Genomic DNA, 16,948 nt, shown 5'->3' with positions numbered 1-16,948 from the left:
CCGCAGCCGTTGCAGCATCGCGGCCACGCGGCCAGGCGCGGGCAGGCCGCCGACAGGTCGGCGGAGGCGTCCACGCGCTCGCCGCGCCTGGGCTTCGGCGCCGTCACGAACCTGTGCGACGCCACCTCGGCGCTCACCGTCGAGGGCGACCTGCCCAGCTCCCTCGCGATCTCCCTGCACGAGGCCCCGCGCTCCAGCATCCTCTGGACCGTGTCCCGCTCGTGCCTCGTGAGCCTTCCGTAGGCCCTCGGGACCGCCCTCGCGGAGCCCCTATTCTTCTTTCCGGACATGCCGTCCTCCGATCTCCCGGGGCCGGCCGGTCCGGCCCTCAGGGTATCGGGTTCCCACATTCATCCGCACATGTGCGGATGAATGTGGGAAGTGTTCGGATGAAGTTGATAATCAAGGCCAACCCCGCCGAAAACACAACGCTTACCGGAAAGTTCGGCACGACAAAACGTTGCGGGTATACTAGTAGCGTTATACCAACGGCAGCTGGCGCATGCCGCCGCGGCCATTCGAAACGGAGACATCATGCTTCCCGTCATCATCGGCATCGTTGTTGTCATTGTGATTGCCTGCGCCATCGCCGGCATCTACAACAACATGGTCACCAAGCGTAACCGCATCGATAACGCCTGGCAGAACATCGATACGCAGCTGCAGCGTCGCAACGACCTGATCCCCAACCTGGTCGAGACCGTCAAGGGCTACGCCAAGCACGAGCAGGAGACGCTCTCCGCCGTGATCAGCGCGCGTAACACCGCCGTCAAGGCCACCACGCCCGAAGCCAAGATGGAAGCCGACAACGTGCTGACCGGTGCGCTGCGTCAGCTCTTCGCCGTAGCCGAGGCCTATCCCGATCTTAAGGCAAACACCAACTTTACGCAGCTGCAGGCATCGCTCGAGGATACCGAGAACAAGATTAGCTATGCACGCCAGAGCTACAACGATTGCGTGCTCAGCTACAACAACGCCATTCAGACGTTCCCGGCTGTCATCTTTGCCGGCATCTTCCAGTTTAAGGAGCGCCAGGGCTTCGAGGCCGCCGAAGCAGCCCGCCAGGCCCCGACCGTCAAGTTCTAGTAGTTTGACAGCGCATCCTTAATCGGCCAAATGCATAAACCGCCCCGTCGAATGCATACTTCGACGGGGCGGTTTCCTTTTTCGCGAAGGTCCCCCTCTAAGCGTCGTGCATTTTTAGGAGTATTCAACATAACCAAGAGCTTCGGGCGCCACGATAAATGCCAAAGACCGCGAATATCCCTGCAAATCAAACGCTGCCAGCCCATAACCCCGCCCATCATTCGTAGAAAACATCGAGAACTCCCGATTTTTTGCCCGAGATCGGTATGCAGGGACCTTCGACTGCAGAATACTCGCAAAAATGCACGTCGCCACCGCCCCCACATGGCGCGAAGCAAAGCAAAAGCGCAGCCTAAAAGGCCGCGCACCATCTTTATTCAGATTAATCATTGCCCGTTGTGACATCGCCGAACCCGCAGGGCAGAGAACAAGTTCCCTCCCGGCGCACTCCGCAGGACGCAAGAAGCCCTCGCCGCACGAAGTGCGCAGCGAGGGCTTCTTGCATGTCCGAGGACGCGCCGGGAGGGAACTTGTTCTCTGCCCGGATAGGTAAGACAAATTACGCGACGGTGTAAACCCAGTTGTGCTTGTCCTCGACAGCACCAGACTGGATACCAGTCAGGGTCTCGCGAAGCTTCTTCATCACAGGGCCGATCTCGGTGTATCCAGCCGGGAAGGTCACGGTCTCGTCGGCGCCGTAAACCTTGTTGTCGATTTCGCCAACCGGAGAGATGACGGCAGCGGTGCCGCACAGGCCGCACTCCACAAAGGTGCCGGCCTTGACCTCGGCCCACTCGACGGGGCGCTGGTCAACGGTCATGCCCAGGTCCTGAGCAACCTGAACGAGCGAACGACGGGTGATAGAGGGCAGGATGGAGTCGGTGTGCGACTGCGGAACGACGAGCGTGCCATCCTCTTTCACGAACAGGACGTTGGCGCCACCGGTCTCCTCGACATAGGTGCGGGACTCGGAGTCGAGATACAGGTTCTCGGCATAGCCCTCGCGATGGGCCTCCATCGTGGGCTTAAGAGACATGGCGTAGTTCAGGCCGGCCTTGATGTTGCCGGTGCCGTGCGGTGCAGCACGGTCATACTCGGAAACGCGCAGCTTGACGGGCTTGAGGCCGCCCTTAAAGTACGGACCGACCGGGGTCACGAGAATGCGGAACGTGTACTCAGGAGCGGGAGCCACGCCGATCACGTCACCGGAGCCGATCATAAACGGACGCACGTACAGGGTCGCGCCGGAACCGAAGGGCGGAACCCAGGCGGCGTTGGCAGAAACGACCTGCTTGACGGCCTCAACGAACTTGTCCTTGGGAAACGGGGGCATCTCGAGGCGCTGGGCAGAGTTATACATACGCTCAGCGTTCATGTCGGGACGGAAGCAGACGATGCTGCCGTCCTCGGCGGTGTAGGCCTTCAGGCCCTCAAAGACCTCCTGGCAGTAATGGAAGATACCGCCGCACTCGGAGACATGCAGGGTGTGGTCGGTGGTCAGGCCGCCCTCGTCCCACTCGCCATCCTTCCAATGAGCCTCGTAGCTGTAATCGGTCTTCATGTAGCCAAAGCCGAGGCTACCCCAATCGATATCCTTCTTCTCGACAGTCATATGTCGCTCCTTACATACACAGTTGCAAACTCGCGAACCCGCACGCAAGGACCGAGGCCGGCCGCGTCGCAACGTCGCACGCCCGGAGCGTAGAGCCGGACGGGACACGCAAACGGCATCAAAGCCGATGGCACGCCGATTCGCATGCACGAGATTGTACTCCGCGCGCGCGTCGGATAAAACGTTTTTCTTTAACTAACTAAAGTATTTTCATTTGACCGAAGCAAAGAGGCCCGCCACCGTAAGCGGTGACGGGCCTCGACTGCACGGTTTGCGTGCTGGCTCGAGCTACGCGTTCTTTTTGCCCAGCTTAGCCTTAACCAGACCGACCACGGTCGGGATGATCGACACGGCAACGATGCCAACGATTAGCAGCTCAAAGTGCTCCTGCACAAAGGGGATACCGCCAAAGAAGTAGCCCAGCAGTGTAAAGAGCGTCGACCAGGTAATACCACCCAGTACGTTGTAGACGACAAAGTTGCGCCAGTGCATGCCGCCCATACCGGCGATAAAGGGCACAAAGGTGCGGATAAACGGGAAGAAGCGGCCGAGGAAGATGGCCAGGTGGCCCCACTTGTCCAAGAAGTCCTCGGACTTTTTGATGCGCTCGGGCGTCATAGCCTTGACCTTGCCCGAAGCGATGATCTTTTTGCCAAAGAAGTGACCGATCATAAAGTTGCACTGATCGCCCAAAATGGCAGCGGCCCATGCGATGGCCAGCAGGGCCACGATGTTAAAGCCACCGTTGTGGGCAAAGAAGCCCGAAGCAAACAGCAGTGAATCGCCAGGAAGGAACGGGAAGAACACCACGCCCGTCTCGATAAAGATGATCAGGAACACGCAGCCGTAGGCCATAAGCGGGCCGGCGGCGATCCAGCTGGCGATCGCGGTGCGCGGATCCTTAAGCAGCTCGGCGATAAAATTGATGAAACCCATGAAGTAAAACCTCTCAGTTGTGGGCGCGGATACGTCCAAGTTGACCAGTATACGGTTGCGGTGCCCCCTCGTGCGCAACCCCACAAAAGCATGACTCCATTACCAGCAAGTTTGCATAACTGACATCTGTAGCGCAATGGCGCCAAGATTGTCCTTCCTAATCCCTAGCAAATCGCTATACTTTATTGAATCGCATTGCCATGGCGCTAAGGGAGGACGGCCGGTGAGCTTTATCAATACCATTCGCGAGGATATCAAGACCGTCCAGGCGCAGGACCCCGCCGCGCAAAACGGTCTGGTCATCTTTCTTTCCTATCCTGGCCTGCACGCCAAGTGGAACCACGTGCCCGAGCACTGGCTGTGGGAGCACGGTCATCGCTCGCTCGCCCGCGTGCTCTCGCAAATCACCCGCCACATCACCGGCGTCGAGATTCACCCTGCCGCGCAGATTGGCAAGCACTTCTTTATCGACCACGCCATGGGCGTCGTCATCGGCGAGACCACCATTGTGGGCGACAACTGTGTGCTCTACCAGGGCGTCACGCTCGGCGGCACCGGCAACGAGACCGGCAAGCGTCACCCCACCCTGGGCAACAATGTCACGGTGGGCACGGGCGCCAAGGTGCTCGGCAACATCCGCATCGGCAACAACGTCAAGATCGGCGGCAACTCGGTCGTCGTTAAGGACGTCCCCGACAACTGCACCGTCGTGGGCGTGCCGGGACGCATCATCAAGCGCAACGGCTGCCGTGTGTTCGAGGAGAGTTTCGACGCCAAGCAGCATCGCGAGTACATGCCCGATGACGCCGCCGAGCAGTCCGCCCTCAACCGCCAGGGCATCACCGAGAATGCCCGCCGCGTCAAGGAACTCGAGCGAGAGGTGGCCGAGCTCAAGGCCCTCGTCGCCAAGCTCGTGGACGAACGCTAGGAACGCAAGCGGCACAAAACGACATCGGCATCAACGCAAAGGCGCGCCAGGGAATTCATCCCCGGCGCGCCTTATTTGTGATGTGGCAAAGAGACTGTCCCTTTGTCACATTATGCGAACTGGCTCAGATAGAGGTCGGCGTAGGCACCCTCGGCAGCCAGCAGCTCCTTATGCGTGCCCTGCTCGATAATGTTGCCGTGATCCATGACCAAGATCAGGTCGGCGTCCACGATCGTCGACAGGCGGTGCGCGATCACAAAGCTCGTGCGCCCGCGCATGAGCGCGTCCATGGCACGACCGATGGCAAGCTCGGTACGCGTATCCACGCTTGAGGTCGCCTCGTCCAGGATGAGAATCGCCGGGTTATTGAGCAGCACGCGTGCGATGGTCAGCAGCTGACGCTGGCCCTGGCTGATGCTCTCGGCATCGTTGGCCACGCGCGTGTCGTAGCCCTGCGGCATGGTGCGCACAAAGAAGTCGACCTGCGCGGCACGAGCGGCCGCGACAATCTCCTCGCGCGTCGCCTCGGGGCAGCCGTAGGCGATGTTTTCGGCAATCGTGCCATCGAACAGCCAGGCGTCCTGCAGCACCATGCCAAACTGCTGCCGTAGCTCGCCGCGGTCCATGCGGCTCGTATCCACGCCGTCGAGCGTAATACGCCCGCCGTCAATCTCGTAGAAGCGCATGAGCAGGTTGATGAGCGTCGTCTTGCCCGCGCCCGTGGTTCCCACCACGGCAATCTTCTGGCCCGGCTCGGCGGTAAACGACACGTCGCGCATAAGCGGCTTGTCGGGCGAATAACCAAAGCGCACATGCTCAAAGGAGACGCGGCCCTCCACGCGACCCGGCAGCTTGGCGGCCTTGTCCGGCAGCGGATCGGCCTCCATCTCGGGCTCATCGAGCAGGTCGAACACGCGCTCTGCACTCGCCAGCGCGCTCTGCAGCGAGTTGAAGGTAAACGACAACTGCGTCATGGGCTCGGACGCCTCGTAGATAAACTGGAAGAACGCCTGGAACACGCCGACGGTCATGTGACCGGCAACCAGCATGCTGCAGCCCACAAGCGCAATAACGATCTGCGCCAAACGGCCGATAAAGCGCACTGCGGGGCCGACAGCATTGATCATAAAGTCGGCCTTGGTGCTCACACGAGCCAGTTCCTTCGAAGCCTCGTGCACCTCAGCGGAGCTCTGACGTTCGCGGTTAAACGCGCGGATCACCAGACGGCCCGAATAGCCTTCCTCGACCGCACTCGTAATCTTGGACACCCACTCCTGGCGCTCGCCCGTCACATCGTGTGTGCGGCGCGAGACGACCTTCGTCACCAGCAGCGACAGTGCCGTAAAGAACAGAAAGACGAGCGTAAGCTGCACGCTGAACACGAACATCACGCTCACAGCACCAACAACCGTGCCGATCGACACGAGCAGCTGCAGCAATCCGCGCTGCATGCTCTCGGACATCTTGTCCAGGTCGTTGGTCGCGCGGCTGACGACCTCGCCGGGACGATGCGCGTCAAAATAGGCGAGCGGCAGACGGTTGAGCTTTTGCGCGATGCGGTTGCGCAGGCGCAGATTGAGGCGTTCGGCCACGCTCGACATCAAAAAGCTCTGGAGCGCATAGAACGAGGCAGCGGCAGTCCAGATCATAAAGTAGACGAAAATGGTCTTGCCGCAGTTCTCCCAGGTGATGCTGAAAGTGGTGTCGTTGGCAAACGCCACCTGAATGTGGCCCCACAGCTCATCGATCACGCGGGCGCTATATGCCGGCGCGGCGGTGTTAAAGATGACATAGAACACAATGCTCGCGAACACGATATAGAAGCGCCAATGGTCGCCGGCGGCCTCGCTCCACAGGCGGCGCACCGTCGCCCAGGTGTCGCGGGGCGTCTCGTCCTCGTCTTCGTCGTCCACGTCGCGCATGCGCTCTGCCTCGGCGCGGGCGCGCTCGTCCTCGGCACGTTCGTTTTCCTCGTAGAGCGCTTGGCGGCGAGCCTCGCGCTCGGCTGCAGCCTTGGCGGCGTCATCCAGCTCGGTCGACGCGGCAGCCGTTTCCTCGACCAGTCCCGCGGCAGCGGCGTCATCAACGCCGCCCTGCTTCTTGAGCTCCTCGGTCATGCTACTCACCTCCCTTCATCTGCGATTCCGCGATAGCGCGGTACACCTCGCAGGTTTCCATAAGCTCGTCGTGCGTGCCTAGGCCCACGATCTTGCCGTCTTTGAGCACCACGATCTGATCGGCATGCAAAATAGTCGAGATGCGCTGGGCGATGATGAGCACCGCGGCATCGCACGTCTCGTCCCGCAACGCATGGCGCAAGGCGGCATCGGTCTTAAAGTCCAGGGCCGAAAAACTGTCATCGAAGATATATAGATCGGCATGCTTCATGAGCGCACGGGCGATTGCCAAACGCTGGCGCTGGCCGCCCGAAAAGTTCGTACCGCCCTGGGCAACCGGGGTATCGAGCCCCTGCGGTTGGTCGAGTACAAAGGTGCTCTGGGCAACCTCAAGCGCATGAAGCATGTCGCCCTCGATCGCGCCTTCGTTACCAAAGCGAAGGTTGCTCGCCACCGTGCCCGAGAACAGCCACGCCTTCTGCGGCACATAGGCAATGCGCCCGCGGATTTCGTCTTGCGTAAGCTCGCGCAGGTCCACACCATTCAGGCGAATGGAGCCCTTGGTGGCATCGTGGAAGCGCAGCAGGAGCTTTGCCACCGTCGATTTGCCCGAGCCTGTCGAGCCAACGATCGCAGTCGTCTGACCGCGACGGCAGGCAAAGCTCAGGTCGCACAGGGTGTCCTCGTCGGCATCGTCAAAGCGAAACGACATGTGGTCGAACACGGCCACCGCATCGGCTTCGTCTTGGGGCTCGCGCGCCCCGTCATCCAGCGTGCGCTCGCCATCGACGATGCTCGGCTCAATCTCCAACACCTGCTGCGCACGGTTCAGGCACGCGGCAGCACGCGGAAGCGTCAGCACCACCATCTGGGCCATCATCACAAAGAACAGGATCAGAATTGCATACTCCAGCACCGCCGAGATACTCGCAATCTGCATGGCGTGGGCGCCCACGCGGTTGCCGCCCACCCACAGCACCGCCACCTCGGCGATGTTCATCAAAAAGAAGCTTGAGCTGTCGAGGCCCACAAACAGGTGGTTGACTTTGATGGCGTTGGCGGCGTATTCGCTAAACACCTCGTCCAGACGCCGTTCCTCGTGGCGCTCCTTGTTAAACGCACGGATGACGCGCACGCCCACAATATTCTCGCGCAGCACCACGTTCATGCGGTCGATAAAGCCCTGTAGGCGCATAAAAATCGGCGCCGCGTTGGCAACCGTAAAGACCGCCGCCACCAGCACAATCGCAACGACTACGCCCAGAAGCGTGCCCATGGCGGGATCGATAAACCAGGCGAAGATGATGCCCGCCACAGCCAAAAACGGCACGGGCAGCACCAGCTGAATCGTCTGCAGAATCGCCTGCTGAATCACGTTGATGTCGTTGAGCGAGCGCGTGATCATCGATCCGGTGCCAAAGCGCTCAAAATCGCTGGCCGCGAGCTCGAGCGATTTGTCGTACACGGCATTGCGGATATCGCAAGCCACGTTGGCGGCCAGGCGCGCCGAAAGATAGCAGCCCAGCACCGTGCCGCCGCTAGCCATGCTGGTCGCGATAAACATGTATAGGCCGTTGCGTAAAATGTAGTCGACATCGCCCGTGGTAATACCGGTGTTGACCATGTTCGCCAGCATCGTGGGAACCAACAGCGTACCGACGTTATCCACCAGCAGCACCAGCAGCGTCACTGCGACAAGCCCTCGATATGGCTTCATAAACCTCATTAGCAGTCGCACGACTCCCCCTCACCTTGATTCTCGGCTTGGCTCTCGGCAGCGATATGCTGCTTAAAGGCACCGCACTCATCGCCGAGCGCATGGGAAAATTTTCCGATCAAGCGCATAATCTCGCGCTGCTCACACGGCTCAAGCGCGCCAAAGGCTCGCTGCTCGGCCTTGAGTGCCGGCAGCGCATAACGCTCGGCAAATCGCCTGCCCTCTTCGGTCAGGCTCACAACCTTGTTCTTACGACTGCCTTCGGCAAACTCCAACGTTGCGAAACCCCGCGCCGTCAAGGTTTTAATTGCCGAGTTGATGGTCTGCTTGCTGTAGAACCATTCGCTTGTCAGACGGCTTACGGCAATACTGCCGCCCGCCGTGCTGGTGTCGACGAGCATCCAATAGGCGCAGTCCGAAAGGCCGCAGGCGCGCGAGAACTCCGAATAGATATGGTCGAGTCCATTGATCAACCGGTCGAAGTCGACCAGCGCAACCGCACTATTCATCTATCCCACCATTCGATTGTCCGATTTTTGACCAATTATGTGTCTCTAGATTAGTCCGAGTTTTGACTATCGTCAACAGGCTCTCCGCGAATGCGTGCATTTTTATGGCCTATCGGCAGAAAAAGACCGCCGGCGCGGGGGCGGCGCCAGCGGTCACGTGAAAATCGGGTTTTATTGCCTGTTAAGCGGCGACGGCCTCATAGACCGTAGCGCCCGAGAAGCTGTCATGCAGGCTCTTGCCGGCAATCCACGGCAGCTCGACGACCTCGCAGACCGTGTTGACCAGCTCGGAGCAGTCAGTAAAGTGGCCCTTGTCGTTGAGGGCCTCGCAATCCTGAACACGCCAATAGCCATCGGTGTGCGTGATGTAGTACTCGTGATCGTTGATCGACACGAAAGCGCGCGTCTTGGAACGCAGCAGCTTCAGAAATCCTTCGAAGTCGGTCTCGACGACATCTCCAGCCTGGAACATGATGTTACCTCCTGGCCCGGCGCCACCATGGCGCGTTGATAAACGTTGGTGCTCCTTTAGTAAAACCTTTATCAGAGGTTATGCGTTCGTCATTTAGGCAAGTGGTAAAAAACCGCAGGGTAGACGGGATAAAACGTTTAACCATCCCATTTGTTTGTCACATTCTGAAGGTACTTTTATGCAAACCCACTTTCCCAATTGGAATCCATCCTTTTGGCCGGGCAATTGACCGTCTATCGTTTGAGCCCGACGGGTATGAACGTGGCATCTGCAACGCCACCGCAAGGAGACACCATGGAGACCATCGAAGCGCTCATTCACCGCCGCAGCTGCCGCAACTACAGCGATCGTCCCGTCGAGGCCGAAAAGCTTGCGCGTATTATCGAAGCCGGCCAATATGCACCGAGCGGCATGGGCCGCCAACCGGTGACGTTTGTCGCCGTCACCGACCCCGTGACCGTCGAGCGTCTCTCACAGCTCAACGCCCAGGTCATGGGCAGCAACAGCGACCCCTTCTATGGCGCCAAGACCGTTGTGGTGGTGCTGGTTGACCGCAGCGTGCCCACACATCTGGAAGACGGCTCGCTCGCCATGGGCAACCTGCTCAACGCCGCCTATGCACTGGGTGTCGATTCGTGCTGGATTCACCGCGCGCATGAGGTCTTTGACTCGCCCGAGGGCCTGGAGCTGCTGGCCAGCTGGGGCCTGCCCGCCGACGGCAGCCTGCGCGGTGTCGGTAACTGCATTCTTGGCTACGCCGAGGACACGCTACCCGAGGCAAAGCCGCGCCGCGACAACGTGGTGTACGTAAAGTAATTAGTTCCGCCGTTCTACCGAACGGCGGACCCGCTGAAAGGCCCCGTCCCAAATTTGCTGCCCCACTCGCAACTTATCCCGCCGATGGAGTTGTTGCCGTTTCATTTGCCTGGGCCGTTTCGGCGTCGTCGCCTTGCTTGTCTTCGTCCTTTTGCGCATCGGCGATGGTGGAGGCCGCCGCAACGATACCACGCTGGGGCGCGACGCCCGTCTGGGTCTGAGCGCCCTCGACAACTTCTGTACCTGCATGCGCGAGCTCGGGCGATTTAAACACTGCGTCCAAGTTGGCGCCACCGCCGGCATAGCCAAGCGCAGCGAGTGCGATGACGATCACTGCAACGGCGGCCACGATCGGCACGTAGCGATGCCAGCCGGCGGGATTGAGCCCGCTGCGGCGAGCCGCCCCGCGGCTGATGTAGCCGAGCGTTCCGTCGTGCTTGAGCTTTGAGCCCACCACGCGTTTGCGGCCCCACAGCGAGGACTCTGCCTGCATTGCCAAGCGAGCGCTTGCCGAAGGATAGCCGTATTTAGTGCGCTTGAACGAGCCATCAAACCCCGAGGCGTGTTTGCCCCACGTCACCGATGTCGTGCGTCGGTTGACCGGCGCGGCACTCCGCCTTCTGCGGCTCGGTTTTGAAGTCTCAGCCATATGCCCTCGCACGCCGTAACCAAATCGAAACAATAACGCTTTGGACTGTAGCACACGCGTCGCGCGCGGTCACGGGCGCGACGCTCAACGGTCATCGTCCTTCAGCAAGCGCCACAGAGTTGTACGGCTTATGCCCAGCACCTCCGCCGCACGGGTTCGGTTGCCGTGGAGATGGTCTACAACCAGATGCGCGATATCTCGCTCGGTATCGGCCAGCGGTCGCAGGATATACAGGTCACTTTCGAGCGTCGGGGCGCCAAAGGTTGCGGTCTTAATCACGTCCTCTTGGGCGAGCACTTCCTCCGCCACAGCGCGGTCCACCGTGCCCGCCCCCACCAATATATACAGTCGTTCCGAGACCTCGCGGAGCTGCAGATAGTTGCGCGGCCAGCGGTAAGCATCGAGCGTCTTCGTCGCCGCGGCAGACAGCGCGGGCGTTGCCGTCCCAAATGCATCAGCGAGATATTCCAAATAGCGCGCAACCTTCGTCGACGCGGCTCCCTGCTCGGCGATTGCCGGCGCCACGCTCACCGCACAGGCGAAGCGCTCGGTCACAAAGGCGGCTTGATCACTTTCGCTGCCGCCCGGCATGTCATTCGCCGTCAGCACCACATGGCAGCGCGTCGCCAACGCGGTGTCGGCCATCGTGGAGACCAGCTCGCGGAGGCGCTGGGGGCCAACCGCGTTCCAGCCCTCAATGCAAAGGGTCAGCCCTGTTTGGAACAACGGCGATTCGGCGCTTTTGAGCACATGGCGCCAACCGCGCTCGGTGAGCTCATCGAGCGCAACGGAAACAAAGGGCTGACCGGCAAAAGGACCGTCCAGATAGAGGCGCTTGGCGATCTCGACCTGACCCGCTCCCAGCTCGCCCTCGAGCATAAGGGGCACACCGCGCGCGTAACTCTCTGCAACCGGCGCAGCCACCGAGGCCGCCCCCTCAGCGATGCCGTACGCGCTCGATTCGTAGCGGGCCTCAACCTCGTCGGCGTTGAGCCACTCGATGCCCGCATGCGCCGCGGCGCCGCGCACCTCGCGGACCACGACGGCCCAAAGGCCCCCGCCCTCTTTGTCGGTGGGGCGAACGGTCAGGCTCAGGCGCGTACCCGCGCGCCCCATAACAAGACGCGCGCCGTCTCCTATACGGTCGAGGCGTTCGGCAACAAAAGTCGCCACATCCCGCTCAAGCGCCGCGTCATTCATGGTCGAGATCGCGACGTCCCCACGCGCATCGATTGCCAATGCCGAGGCCCCGGCAGCAGCCAGGGCCTCGGTCAAGATGTTCAGCTTGGCATCGCTATCCATGATTCGCCTCTGTCCGCAGCGACGTGCAACCGCCGACGGTCGCACGACCGAGTGTTTCAAAATTGAACGATATTGCTCACCAAACACTATAGGGCAGAAAGCGCCGTCCTGCGAGTATAGGTGTTGCCCCGCATCGCCATCCTGGCGGGGCGATAAGAGCTCTTCGGGACTTATAAACCTGCGGACAAGCCATACCCGCAAGAGCTCCTATCGCTCCACCGTGAGAATGCGCTCACCAGCACGCAGCACGCAAATAAGCTACTTCTCTACCAGATTCCCAGCACGTGCTGCATTCCCAAACTCATGCACGCAATGCCAATCCAGCAGCAAAAGCCCAGCGCGATGGGCTTGCCGCCCTTTTTGACCAGCTCAACGATATCGGTATTAAAACCAATAGCCGCCATGGCCATCACAATAAAGAATTTCGACAGCTCCTTGATGGGCGCCGTGATGGACACGGGAAGCTGAAACACCGTGGTGATCACACTCGCCAGCACAAAGAACAGCACAAACATGGGAAACGCGCGTTTAAGCGAGAACGTGCTCCTAGCGTCGCCGCCGGCCTTGCGCGCCAGATGCATCTGCCAGCAAGCAAGCGCCAGCGTGATGGGAATGATGGCCAGCGTCCTGGTGAGCTTGACCACCGTGGCGCTCTCGAGCACATTGGCGCCGGGATGCATGCTGTCCCAGGCGCTCGCCGCAGCCGTTACGGACGAGGTATCGTTGATGGCGGTGCCGGCAAACAGGCCAAAGCCCTCGTTGGTCAGCCCGAGCATGCCGCCGAGCGTCGGAAACACGAGCGCCGCGATAACGTTAAACAGGAAGATGACCGAAATAGCCTGGGCAATCTCGCGATCGTCGGCATCGATGACGGGTGCGGTCGCGGCGATGGCAGAACCGCCGCAAATCGACGAACCCACACCCACAAGCGTCGCGATCTTACCCGGCACGTTCATGACGCGGCAGAGCACAAAGGCGATGACAAGCGAGGTCGAGATCGTCGCCACGATAATCGGCAGCGACTGGGCGCCCTTGGACAGGATCTGGGAGAGGTTCATGCCAAAGCCAAGCAGGATAACCGCGTACTGCAAGACTTTTTTGGACGTATAGGTAATGCCGGCGGCGAGCTGTTCGCGACGATTCTTGGGAAAGACGAGCGCCAGGACCATGCCAAAGAGGATGGCAAATACCGGCCCGCCGACCACCTCAATTTGTTTGCCGAGCAACGTCGCGGGGATAGCGATGATCAGGCAGAACAAGACGCCTTTCCAGCGCTCGCGTACGATGTTTGCCAGTTGCATATGGGATTCCTTCTTTCTATTTCACGTTTGCGACGGCTTATGATACGGCAACATTGAGCGCAGCCTTGCGCAAACACAGACTAAGATGCCGCAATAGTTCTCAGGCAACAGCCGAATTACCCACCGCGGAAAGCTGATTCGCGGCATAATTAACAACTGACATATGAGTTTGATAGAACAGTTGCGAGGCGCTATGGAAGAATCGATGCACGTCGGCGAGCAGGAAACGAGCCTACAGGACCAGTCCTACCACACCATTCGACGCAAAATCGTCTACCTGGACTACAAGCCGGGCGAAAAGCTGGGCGTCAAGCAACTTTGCGACGACCTGGATATGGGGCGCACCCCTGTGCGCGAGGCTTTGGTTCGTTTGGCGCAGGAAGGCCTGGTGCGCACCGTGCCCCAGAGCGGTACCTACGTCTCGCCCATCAACCTCACCCTTGCCGAGAGTGCCTGTTACATCCGCGAGCATCTGGAAAAGCAGGTGATTGTGGAGTGCTGTGCGCGCGCCACGTCGGCCGGCATCGAGCAGCTCGACCGCGCCATCGTGCTGCAGGAAAAGGCCATGGCCGAAGAGGATCGCATCGGCTTCTTTTTGAGCGACAACCTCATGCATCACATGATTTTTAGCATCGCATGTCGCAGCACCGTGTGGTCGTGGCTCGAAGAGACCAATGCCGACCTGGAGCGCTTCCGCTGGCTGCGCGCCGCCACGCAGGTTCTCGACAATCAGGACATCGTGAATGAGCACAAGCAGATTCGCCGCGCTATCGCCGGTCGCGACCCCATCGAAGCGAGCTTTTTGGTCAGCAAGCACCTGCATATGATGTTCCGCAACCAGACCGAGGTTCTGGACCAGTTCCCCGAGTACTTCGAGACCAGCAAGCTCCGCTAACCTGCCAAATAGGGACAGGTTCATTTTGGCAGGTTTTATCTGGGCAAATGAAACAAGGCCCGGCTCCATCTTGATGCGGAGCCGGGCCTTAGTCGCTAGAACGGCGGAACCAACTACTCTACCGTGACGCTCTTGGCCAGGTTACGGGGCTGGTCGACGTCGCAGCCGCGCAGGATGGCGACCTCGCGGGCGAGCAGCTGCAGCGGGACACTCGCCGTGATGGGGCTGAACACGTCGCGGACTGCCGGCACGCGGATGATGCAGTCGGCAATCTTGTTGATCTCCTCGTCGCCCTCGGTAGCAACGACGATGACCTTGGCGCCGCGCGCCTTGCACTCCATAAGGTTCGACACGGTCTTGTCGTAGGTGGCACTCTTGGTGGCCACGGCGATGACAGGGAAGCCCGGGTCGATCAGGGCAATAGGGCCGTGCTTCATCTCACCGGCGGCATATGCCTCGGCGTGCAGGTAGCTGACTTCCTTGAGCTTGAGCGCGCCCTCGTAGGAAATAGCGGCACCCATGCCACGGCCCACGAACAGCGCCGACTGCGCGTCCTTGCACAGCAGGGCGGCCTCATGAACGGCCTCGGTTTGGGTATCCAAAATCCACTGGATCTGCTCGGCCGTATCGGAAAGCTCGCGGAACAGCATGCGCGCCTGCTTGGTGGTCAGACGGTACTTGACCTGCGCCAACAGCAAAGCCAGCAGCGTGAGGCTCACGACCTGGCCGATGAAGCTCTTGGTCGAGGCGACCGCGATCTCCTTGTTGGCCTTGGTGTAGATGACGCCGTCGCTCTCACGCGCCACGGGGCTGCCCACCACGTTGGTGATGCCGAAGACCTTGGCACCCTTGATGCGCGCGTCGCGAATGGCGGCAAGGGTATCGGCCGTCTCGCCCGACTGGGACACGGCAACGACGAGCGTCGTCGGCGTGATGATGGGATTGCGATAACGAAACTCGCTGGCCGCCTCAACCTCAGTGGGGATGCGAGCCCAGCCCTCAATGAGATTCTTAGCAATGAGGCCAGCGTGATAGCTGGTTCCGCAAGCGATCACGTAGACGCGGTCGATGTCGTTGAGCTCCTCGAGCGAAAGGCCCAGCTCGTCGATGTCAAGCTCGCCGGCCGGCGTCATACGACCGACCAGCGTGTCGCGCACGACGCGCGGCTGCTCGTGGATTTCCTTGAGCATAAAGTCGGGATAACCGCCCTTTTCTGCCATGTCCAGGTCCCAGTCGATGTGGGTGACCTTGGGCTCGATAACGTTGCCGGCCTCGTCGGTGTACTCGACGCCTGCGGGCGTGAGCTTGGCAAACTGACCGTCCTCGAGCACCACGACATCGCGGGTGGCGTCGATGAGCGCGATGACATCGGAGGCGACATAGGCGCCGGTCTCGCCCGCGCCGACCACGATCGGAGAATCCTTGCGGGCCACGGCGATCACGCCGGGCTCGTCAGCGCACACGGCGGCCAGACCATAGGCACCGACCACGTGGGTGCAAGCCTCGCGCACGGAGGCCATCAGGTCGTGCGTCTCGGCATAAGCCTCTTCGATCAGATGTGCGAAGACCTCGGTATCGGTCTCGCTCTTAAAGTGGTGGCCGCGGCCCTCCAGCTCTTCGCGCAGCTCGGCGAAGTTCTCGATGATGCCGTTGTGGACGATGGCGATACGACCGTCGCAGCTGGTGTGGGGGTGAGCGTTAACGACGGAGGGCTTGCCGTGGGTGGCCCAACGGGTATGGCCGATACCGCAGGTAGCGTCGCTGTCGATGTTGGAAAGCTCGCTCTCCAGGCCCGCGACCTTGCCCACGCGGCGGATGACGTCGAGGTGCGCCGCGGCGCCCTCGCCCACCTCGAGCGCGACGCCCGAGGAATCATAGCCGCGATACTCCATACGCTTGAGGCCCGTGACTAGGATGTTCTTTGCAATATCAGAGCCGGTGTAGCCGACAATTCCGCACATAGGATAAATCCCTTCGTTCGCGTGACTGCAAGACGTCCACGCACAAGGGGCGCTGAGACGTATAACGTTCGAGTATTGTACTCACGCAAACGCAAGCTGATATACCAGAAGTGGTATCTCAACTTGAATACCACTCGATACACACACCCCACCCCGAAGGGGGCAGTGAACTGCGCCCCGAAACTTGGACTGAACAAATAGCGACTACGCCGCAAGGGCCCGGTTCCGGAACTCCTCCGGCGTCAGGCCCTTCAATCTTACCTGCCTGCGCCGCGTGTTCCAATGGTCTATGTACTCCTCCAGGTCGCGCTTGAAGTCCCCGAAGCTGCCCCACTCCCTGCCGCGGTAGAACTCGTCCTTCACGTGGCCGAAGAGCTGCTCGGTGGCGGCGTTGTCGATGCAGTTCCCCTTGCGCGACATGCTCTGGGTGATGCCCGCCCCCTCCAGCCTGGAGGCGTAGGACTCGTGCTGGTACTGCCAGCCCATGTCCGAGTGCATGGTCGGCGCCGCCCCGTCGGGCAGGGCCTCGAGGAGCCGGTCGAGCATCCTGTGCTGCTGGGCGAGGTCCGGCGAGGTCGATATGTCGCTCGCCACGATCTCCTTCGTGCAGAAGTCGAGCACCGGGGCCCAGTAGGCCTTGGCGCCGG

At 60.6% G+C, this 16,948-nt stretch carries 16 protein-coding genes; 4 read left to right on the top strand and 12 right to left on the bottom strand.

Annotation, left to right across the window (positions count from 1 at the left end; genetic code table 11):
- A partial coding sequence (locus tag HMPREF9463_RS11615) for a helix-turn-helix domain-containing protein (protein ID WP_369796809.1) occupies positions 1-200 on the bottom strand: 200 nt, incomplete at its 3' end.
- Positions 201-534: 334 nt separating this feature from the next.
- Between HMPREF9463_RS11615 and HMPREF9463_RS09205 the strand changes: the two genes are divergently transcribed.
- Positions 535-1,086, top strand: a complete 552-nt coding sequence (locus HMPREF9463_RS09205; RefSeq protein WP_171021549.1) for a LemA family protein — start codon at positions 535-537, stop codon at positions 1,084-1,086.
- A 559-nt stretch (positions 1,087-1,645) separates the two neighbouring features.
- Here the strand turns inward: HMPREF9463_RS09205 and HMPREF9463_RS09200 are convergent.
- Together HMPREF9463_RS09200 and HMPREF9463_RS09195 are read right to left on the bottom strand one after the other, a co-directional pair.
- Positions 1,646-2,698, bottom strand: coding sequence for a branched-chain amino acid aminotransferase (locus HMPREF9463_RS09200; RefSeq protein WP_035138743.1), 1,053 nt, complete (start codon positions 2,696-2,698; stop codon positions 1,646-1,648).
- A 288-nt stretch (positions 2,699-2,986) separates the two neighbouring features.
- Complete coding sequence (locus HMPREF9463_RS09195; RefSeq protein WP_035138741.1) at positions 2,987-3,634, bottom strand: VTT domain-containing protein; 648 nt, start codon at positions 3,632-3,634, stop codon at positions 2,987-2,989.
- 223 nt (positions 3,635-3,857) lie between these two features.
- On the opposite strand from HMPREF9463_RS09195, the gene cysE reads away from it, so the two are divergent.
- Positions 3,858-4,562, top strand: coding sequence for a serine O-acetyltransferase (cysE, locus tag HMPREF9463_RS09190; protein ID WP_035138740.1), 705 nt, complete (start codon positions 3,858-3,860; stop codon positions 4,560-4,562).
- A gap of 110 nt (positions 4,563-4,672) precedes the next feature.
- Here the strand turns inward: cysE and HMPREF9463_RS09185 are convergent, their stop codons facing one another.
- The 4 genes from HMPREF9463_RS09185 to HMPREF9463_RS09170 all read right to left on the bottom strand — a co-directional run bounded on the left by HMPREF9463_RS09185 (position 4,673) and on the right by HMPREF9463_RS09170 (position 9,377).
- Positions 4,673-6,679: an ABC transporter ATP-binding protein gene (locus tag HMPREF9463_RS09185; RefSeq protein WP_035138813.1), complete on the bottom strand. Its 2,007-nt coding sequence runs from the start codon at positions 6,677-6,679 to the stop codon at positions 4,673-4,675.
- 1 nt (position 6,680) lies between these two features.
- Entirely contained in the window at positions 6,681-8,405 is a 1,725-nt protein-coding gene (locus HMPREF9463_RS09180) for an ABC transporter ATP-binding protein (RefSeq protein ID WP_148334225.1), read from the bottom strand.
- A complete protein-coding gene (locus tag HMPREF9463_RS09175; protein ID WP_052044210.1) occupies positions 8,405-8,905 on the bottom strand; it encodes a MarR family winged helix-turn-helix transcriptional regulator in 501 nt (166 codons plus the stop codon). The genes HMPREF9463_RS09180 and HMPREF9463_RS09175 overlap by 1 nt, the downstream gene beginning before the upstream one ends.
- Before the next feature lie 181 nt (positions 8,906-9,086).
- Complete coding sequence (locus HMPREF9463_RS09170; RefSeq protein WP_006235631.1) at positions 9,087-9,377, bottom strand: hypothetical protein; 291 nt, start codon at positions 9,375-9,377, stop codon at positions 9,087-9,089.
- A gap of 294 nt (positions 9,378-9,671) precedes the next feature.
- Between HMPREF9463_RS09170 and HMPREF9463_RS09165 the strand changes: the two genes are divergently transcribed.
- Entirely contained in the window at positions 9,672-10,193 is a 522-nt protein-coding gene (locus HMPREF9463_RS09165) for a nitroreductase family protein (RefSeq protein ID WP_035138739.1), read from the top strand.
- A 73-nt stretch (positions 10,194-10,266) separates the two neighbouring features.
- Here the strand turns inward: HMPREF9463_RS09165 and HMPREF9463_RS09160 are convergent, their stop codons facing one another.
- From HMPREF9463_RS09160 to HMPREF9463_RS09150, 3 genes are all read right to left on the bottom strand, one after another.
- Positions 10,267-10,842 carry a hypothetical protein gene (locus HMPREF9463_RS09160; RefSeq protein WP_148334224.1) on the bottom strand — a complete coding sequence of 192 codons (576 nt, stop codon included), beginning with the start codon at positions 10,840-10,842 and terminating at the stop codon, positions 10,267-10,269.
- 84 nt (positions 10,843-10,926) lie between these two features.
- A complete protein-coding gene (locus HMPREF9463_RS09155) occupies positions 10,927-12,144 on the bottom strand; it encodes a helix-turn-helix domain-containing protein (protein WP_035138737.1) in 1,218 nt (405 codons plus the stop codon).
- Between the two features lie 266 nt (positions 12,145-12,410).
- Positions 12,411-13,445, bottom strand: a complete 1,035-nt coding sequence (locus HMPREF9463_RS09150) for a YeiH family protein (protein WP_035138735.1) — start codon at positions 13,443-13,445, stop codon at positions 12,411-12,413.
- A gap of 193 nt (positions 13,446-13,638) precedes the next feature.
- Here HMPREF9463_RS09150 and HMPREF9463_RS09145 point away from each other — a divergent pair, with 193 nt between their 5' ends.
- On the top strand, positions 13,639-14,340 hold the full coding sequence (locus HMPREF9463_RS09145) for a GntR family transcriptional regulator (protein ID WP_050766156.1): 702 nt from the start codon (positions 13,639-13,641) through the stop codon (positions 14,338-14,340).
- Between the two features lie 113 nt (positions 14,341-14,453).
- Here the strand turns inward: HMPREF9463_RS09145 and glmS are convergent, their stop codons facing one another.
- Both glmS and HMPREF9463_RS09135 read right to left on the bottom strand, forming a co-directional pair.
- Positions 14,454-16,301: a glutamine--fructose-6-phosphate transaminase (isomerizing) gene (gene glmS / locus HMPREF9463_RS09140; protein ID WP_035138734.1), complete on the bottom strand. Its 1,848-nt coding sequence runs from the start codon at positions 16,299-16,301 to the stop codon at positions 14,454-14,456.
- Between the two features lie 204 nt (positions 16,302-16,505).
- A partial coding sequence (locus HMPREF9463_RS09135; RefSeq protein WP_148334228.1) for an IS3 family transposase occupies positions 16,506-16,948 on the bottom strand: 443 nt, incomplete at its 5' end.

This window comes from Collinsella sp. 4_8_47FAA (genome assembly GCF_000763055.1).
Lineage (GTDB): Bacteria > Actinomycetota > Coriobacteriia > Coriobacteriales > Coriobacteriaceae > Collinsella.
The sequence above is the reverse complement of the archived record's forward strand: the minus strand, read 5'-3'. Positions and strand labels throughout refer to the sequence as shown.

Coding starts and splice junctions, on each gene's coding strand:
- HMPREF9463_RS09205 (WP_171021549.1), top strand. CDS start 535: ATGCTTCCCGTCATCATCGGCATCGTTGTTGTCATTGTGATTGCCTGC.
- HMPREF9463_RS09200 (WP_035138743.1), bottom strand. CDS start 2,698: ATGACTGTCGAGAAGAAGGATATCGATTGGGGTAGCCTCGGCTTTGGC.
- HMPREF9463_RS09195 (WP_035138741.1), bottom strand. CDS start 3,634: ATGGGTTTCATCAATTTTATCGCCGAGCTGCTTAAGGATCCGCGCACC.
- HMPREF9463_RS09185 (WP_035138813.1), bottom strand. CDS start 6,679: ATGACCGAGGAGCTCAAGAAGCAGGGCGGCGTTGATGACGCCGCTGCC.
- HMPREF9463_RS09180 (WP_148334225.1), bottom strand. CDS start 8,405: ATGAGGTTTATGAAGCCATATCGAGGGCTTGTCGCAGTGACGCTGCTG.
- HMPREF9463_RS09175 (WP_052044210.1), bottom strand. CDS start 8,905: ATGAATAGTGCGGTTGCGCTGGTCGACTTCGACCGGTTGATCAATGGA.
- HMPREF9463_RS09170 (WP_006235631.1), bottom strand. CDS start 9,377: ATGTTCCAGGCTGGAGATGTCGTCGAGACCGACTTCGAAGGATTTCTG.
- HMPREF9463_RS09165 (WP_035138739.1), top strand. CDS start 9,672: ATGGAGACCATCGAAGCGCTCATTCACCGCCGCAGCTGCCGCAACTAC.
- HMPREF9463_RS09160 (WP_148334224.1), bottom strand. CDS start 10,842: ATGGCTGAGACTTCAAAACCGAGCCGCAGAAGGCGGAGTGCCGCGCCG.
- HMPREF9463_RS09155 (WP_035138737.1), bottom strand. CDS start 12,144: ATGGATAGCGATGCCAAGCTGAACATCTTGACCGAGGCCCTGGCTGCT.
- HMPREF9463_RS09150 (WP_035138735.1), bottom strand. CDS start 13,445: ATGCAACTGGCAAACATCGTACGCGAGCGCTGGAAAGGCGTCTTGTTC.
- HMPREF9463_RS09145 (WP_050766156.1), top strand. CDS start 13,639: ATGGAAGAATCGATGCACGTCGGCGAGCAGGAAACGAGCCTACAGGAC.
- glmS (WP_035138734.1), bottom strand. CDS start 16,301: ATGTGCGGAATTGTCGGCTACACCGGCTCTGATATTGCAAAGAACATC.